The 4,975-nt window shown below is 63.5% G+C and carries 6 protein-coding genes; 1 reads left to right on the top strand and 5 read right to left on the bottom strand.

Translation table 11 applies throughout. The features are described from left to right. Nucleotides 1-28: 28 nt before the first annotated feature. Nucleotides 29-1,132, bottom strand: a complete 1,104-nt coding sequence (locus EN935_RS21925; RefSeq protein ID WP_109665309.1) for a saccharopine dehydrogenase family protein — start codon at nt 1,130-1,132, stop codon at nt 29-31. A gap of 115 nt (nt 1,133-1,247) precedes the next feature. Between EN935_RS21925 and EN935_RS21920 the strand changes: the two genes are divergently transcribed. Further along, entirely contained in the window at nt 1,248-1,676 is a 429-nt protein-coding gene (locus EN935_RS21920) for an Lrp/AsnC family transcriptional regulator (protein ID WP_109663614.1), read from the top strand. A 43-nt stretch (nt 1,677-1,719) separates the two neighbouring features. Here EN935_RS21920 and EN935_RS21915 read toward each other — a convergent pair whose 3' ends face one another. From EN935_RS21915 to EN935_RS21900, 4 genes are all read right to left on the bottom strand, one after another. Then, nucleotides 1,720-3,090 carry a HAMP domain-containing sensor histidine kinase gene (locus EN935_RS21915; RefSeq protein WP_127262323.1) on the bottom strand — a complete coding sequence of 457 codons (1,371 nt, stop codon included), beginning with the start codon at nt 3,088-3,090 and terminating at the stop codon, nt 1,720-1,722. Next, on the bottom strand, nt 3,087-3,764 hold the full coding sequence (locus EN935_RS21910) for a winged helix-turn-helix domain-containing protein (RefSeq protein ID WP_109663619.1): 678 nt from the start codon (nt 3,762-3,764) through the stop codon (nt 3,087-3,089). Before EN935_RS21910 ends, EN935_RS21915 begins: the two co-directional genes overlap by 4 nt. 104 nt (nt 3,765-3,868) lie before the next feature. Beyond that, complete coding sequence (locus EN935_RS21905) at nt 3,869-4,666, bottom strand: hypothetical protein (protein WP_127262324.1); 798 nt, start codon at nt 4,664-4,666, stop codon at nt 3,869-3,871. A gap of 29 nt (nt 4,667-4,695) precedes the next feature. Continuing rightward, nucleotides 4,696-4,953 carry a hypothetical protein gene (locus EN935_RS21900; RefSeq protein WP_127262325.1) on the bottom strand — a complete coding sequence of 86 codons (258 nt, stop codon included), beginning with the start codon at nt 4,951-4,953 and terminating at the stop codon, nt 4,696-4,698. Nucleotides 4,954-4,975 lie beyond the last annotated feature (22 nt).

Below are 4,975 nucleotides of genomic sequence, written 5' to 3'. Positions count from 1 at the left end.
CAAGGGGAGAAGGCAAGGTGGTGCCGCTTCAGCTCGCCAGCCGGCTCACCATCTCGTGCTGGGCATAGGCACGGCCGAAGCGGTTGGCGAGGAAGGTGTCGAGCGCGATCTCTTCCTGCTTGATGAAACCCGTCGCCGGCAGGCTGCCGTCGGCCAGCATGTCGAGCACGGCGCAGATGCCGGAGGCCGTGGTGATCTGGATGGCGCTGCGCACCTGATTGCCGACGCGCTGGGAGTAGACCTTGTTGGCGTAGGTCTCCTGTAGCAGGCGGCCGTTCTTGCGACCGGAGACGGTGACGAAGACGATGACCACGTCCTGCAGCGTCGCCGGCAGGGCGCTCTCGAAAATGTCCTTCAGCACGTCGCGGCGATGGCGCAGGCCGAGATCGTTGAGCAGCGCCTTCATGATCGCGGCGTGGCCGGGATAGCGGATGGTGCGGTAGTTCAGCGTGCGCACCTTGCCCTTCAGTGTCTCAGCCAGTGTGCCGAGGCCACCAGAGGTGTTGAAGGCCTCGTAGGTGACGCCGTCGAGCGAGAATTCCTCGCGCTCCTCCAGCGGCGGCACTTCGACCAGCTCGCCCTCGACGATCGCCTCGCACGGTTCGCAATATTCGTTGATGACGCCGTCGGTGCTCCAGGTCAGGTTGTAGTTCAGCGCATTGGACGGATATTGTGGCAGGGCGCCTACGCGCATGCGCACGCTCTCCAGCGAATCGAAGCGGCTGGCGAGATCGTTGGCGACGATCGAGATGAAGCCCGGCGCCAGGCCGCATTGCGGAATGAAGGCACTCTTGCCCGAACGCGCCAGCTCCTTGACCCGGCGTGTCGAGACGACGTCCTCGGTCAGGTCGAGATAATGCACGCCGGCACTGGCCGCCGCCTCGGCGATGCGGGTGGTCAGGTGGAAGGGGGCGGCGCTGAGCACCGCGAACTTGCCGGCGAGCGCGGCTTCCAGGGTGCCGGCGGCTTCGATGTCGAGCTCCAGCGCCGCAACCGTGGCCGGCAGTTCGGCAGCAATGAGCTGTGCCGCCGAGCGGTCGACGAGCGTGACCTGGTAATCCCCGGTGGCGGCAAGCATCTCGGCAATGGTCGAGCCGATCTTGCCGGCGCCGACAACAACAATTTTCTTCATGACCGATCCCTCACTGATTGTGAGGCACAGATTCGCAGCTTGCCCGTCGAAAGGAAGCGTGGAATTGTTCGAAACGAAACTCTGATTGGACATTCTGCCGACAGGAATCGTCAAAATGCTCAGTGAAGCCGAACAGGCCCTGCTTTCCCTGCTGCGCGAAAATGCGCGCGCCTCGACCGCCGAGCTCGCGCGGCGGCTTGGCGTTTCCCGCACGACGGTGCAGAGCCGCATCGAGCGGCTGGAACTGCGCGGCATCATCACCGGCTATGGTGTGCGGCTGGCGCCGGACTATGAGCAGGGGCTGGTGCGAGCGCATGTGCTGCTCACCGTGACGCCTAAGCTCGCCGACAAGGTGGTGCGCGGCCTGCGCGCCCTGGCGCCGGTTAGGACGCTGCATTCGGTCAGCGGCAATTTCGACATGATCGTCATTATCGACGCGCCGTCGATCCGCGATCTCGATATGCTGCTCGACCAGATCGGCGCCATGGACGGGGTCGAACGGACTTTGTCATCGATCATCCTGTCGACGCGTATAGACCGCTAGGCGGGGCTTCTGAGGACTTGGACTGCACCAGGCGTTTCGCCGGCTAATCCATCGCTGTGGGAAAACTGACCGATACCGCAAGTCCAGGTCGGCAATCCTCGAGCATAATCGAGGCGCCATGCAGATCGGCGATGGCCCTGACAAGGCTGAGGCCGAGGCCGCTGCCCGGCGTCGACCGGCTGTGGTCCAGCCGGTAAAGCCGCTGGAACACTTTCTCACGCTCTTCTGCCAGAATGCCGGGACCGTTGTCGGCGACGCTGGCCACAACGCGCTCGCCCTGGCGCGTCACCGACAGTTTGATGGATGTGCCTGATGGACAATGGCGCAGTGCGTTCTCGACCAGATTGGCGAACATCTGCGTCAGCAGCTCCCTGTCGCCGTGGATACGCTCCGCCGTCTCGCACAGCTGCACTGACGACAGCGATTTTCCGTCGTCCTCGGCAACGTCGGCATAGATCTCGGCGATGGTTTGCAGAACCTCGCCCAGATCGACATCGGTGAATCGCGCCCGGCGGGCGCCGGCCTCGATCTGCGCGATGCGCAGCAGCGCATCGAAGGTCTCGTTGATCTGCAGGCTCTCGGCATGCGCCTCCGCCAGTTCGCCGGCGACCTTCTGACCCGACAGGTTCTTTTCCGACGCGGTGTCGAGGATCATCTGCAATCGGTTGAGCGGCGTCTTCAGGTCGTGCGCGATGTTGGCGCTGACCTGTTTCATGCCCTCGACCAGCGCCGACAGGCGGTCGAGCGCGGCATTGACCTGGTTGGAGACGATGTCGATATCGTCGCCCTTGCCGGTCAGCGGAATGCGGGTATCCAGCCGTCCATGCGAGACATCCACCATGGTGGCGGCGATGCCGTCGAGACGGCGCTGGACGCGCGAGGCCAGCAGGGCGCCGCCGGCGACCGCCAGCCCGGTGATGATCAGCGTCCCCCAGCCGAAGCTCATCAGCACCACCTCTTCCAGCTCCTCCGTCTCGGAAAGGCTGAAGGCGACGGTCAGGGTGTTGCCGCCGATCGAGCCGGAATAGGCGCGGTATTCGGCCCCCGGCGGCACGCCGGGCAATACGGCGTCGAACATCGAAAAGCCGTCGGGAAGCTCTGCCGCGGTGAAATTGCCGGCCAGATGGTTTCCGGCCGCGTCGGTCAGCGAAAACAGCTGTTCCTTCTTGAGGCTGCGCATGGAGTGGCTGCCGACAGTCTCCACCAGCTCCTTGAGATCGTTGTCGGCATAGGTCGCGGCAACGACCGCGTAGGTTTCCTTGATGGTGTCGTCGAGCCGCTCGGCAAGATCGGCACTCATCATCTGGTAGACGATGGCGCCCGACAAGACGAAGGCCAGCACGAACAGGAAGGCGAAGGTCAAGGCAAGTCGGAACGGCGTGCTGCGCAGCAGGCGGGACCATGTTCCGGTCATGGCGCCGCGTGCAGGCTGTAGCCGGTGTTGCGGACCGTGTGGATGAGCTGGGTTTCGAATGGCTTGTCGATCTTGGCCCGCAGCCGGCTGATATGGGTTTCGACGACGCTAGTCCTGGGATCGAAATGAAAATCCCAGACGCGCTCCAGAAGCATGGTGCGGGTGATGACGCGGCCCTCGCCGCGCATCAGCACTTCCAGCAGGCTGAACTCCCTGGGCTGCAGGTCGATCGGCTGGCCCTGCCTGATAACGCGCCGCATGATCAGGTCCATTTCGAGGTCGGCAACCCGCAGAACGGTTTTCTGCTCCTGCGCGGCCGGCCGTCGGCCGAGCGCGTTGATGCGGGCGAGAAGCTCGGAAAAGGCGAAGGGCTTGACCAGATAGTCGTCGCCGCCCGCCTCGAGCCCTTCGACGCGGTCGTCGATGCCGCCGACCGAGGTGAGAAAGATGGCCGGCGTCCGTACGCCGGCGGCGCGGATCGCCTTGACCATCGACAGGCCGTCGAGGCCCGGGATCATACGATCGGCGACGATCACGTCATAGCTGCCGCTGGTTGCCGCGAAAAGTGCGTCATGTCCGTTGCGAAGCAAGTCGCAGACATGGCCGGCCTCGGTCAGTCCCTTGACGATGTAGTCGGCGGTCCTGTGGTCGTCCTCGACGAGAAGAAGTCGCATGAAAGGTCCGGTCCGTTGCCGAGATCTGGGGCAGGGTAGCACCGGCATGGGTCCGTTCCTAGGATGGCAGGCATTCAGGCCGCTTCCCTGACGAAGCCAAGGTTTCAATCCGACTCCAGCAGGATTTCGTCGGCATCGTCGGCGGTTTTCTTCAGGGTCATGTAGAGAACAAGGGCAATGATGCAGCCGAGGAAGATCAGGCTGGTGAAGGTCGTGCCGAAGCCGAGGCCGCCATATTCGACCGGCTGCGACAGCAGGTCACCGAAGGAGGCGCCAAGCGGGCGGGTCAGGATGTAGGCAAGCCAGAAGGCCAGGATGGCGTCCAGGTGGAGTAGATAATAGGCGAGCGCGATCAGCGCGATCACCCCGCCGAACAGCAGGCCTGACGTGAGGTAGCCCATGTCGAAGGTCTCGGCGACGAGGTCGCCGGCGGCGGTGCCGAGCGAGAAGGTGAAGAGGATCGCCAGCCAGTAGAAGGTCTCGCGTCGGGTGGTGAAGATGGTGTGGATCGACAGAGTCCTTTCGCTGGCGTACCAGACGGCGAATGTTGCGGCGAGCACGACCGAGAAAGCGATGGTCGTCGTCTGCAGGCGCACGCCGAAATTGTCGACGAGATTGTCCGTCACCAGTGTACCAACGACGCTGATCAGCACCACCGCCAGCCAGTAGGCCCATGGCACGTAGCGTTTCTGCGCGAACTGCAAGACAAGCGCTACGATCAGCACGCCCGACATGATCAGCGATGTAACGGTCAGCCCAAGTCCCAGGTTGACGGCGAGATAGTCGGCCGCCGTCTCGCCCATGGTCACCGCCATCAGCTTGATCAGCCAGAAATCGATCGTGACATCCGGAACCCTGTTGTGGCCTGGTCCGGCTGGGGGTTGCGTGTTGTGCGAGAGCATGGCTGATATCCTGAGGCTGGTTCGCGGAATTACTTGCCCATGACCTTCATGGCCTGAGCGAAGAAGTCGTCGGCGCGTTTGTCGTCGTCCGCATTGCAGCGCTCGATGCCCTTGGTCTCCAGCTCCGAGACCTTCGCCTTGTCGGCGGCGCTGAGCGTGGCCGTTGCCTCGGCCGCGCGAAGGGCTTTCAACGTCTCCTCGCAGGGCGCGGTGGCGGCAAAGACGGTGCAAATCGCGCCGGAGATGGCGAGGGTGCCGACCGCGATGGCAAGCGCAAATCTTCTCATGAAACCATTCCTTGTTTGATGC

Origin of the sequence: Mesorhizobium sp. M7D.F.Ca.US.004.03.1.1, assembly GCF_003998635.1 — a bacterium.
Lineage (GTDB): Bacteria > Pseudomonadota > Alphaproteobacteria > Rhizobiales > Rhizobiaceae > Mesorhizobium > Mesorhizobium loti.
This window is presented reverse-complemented; position numbering and strand designations above follow the sequence as displayed.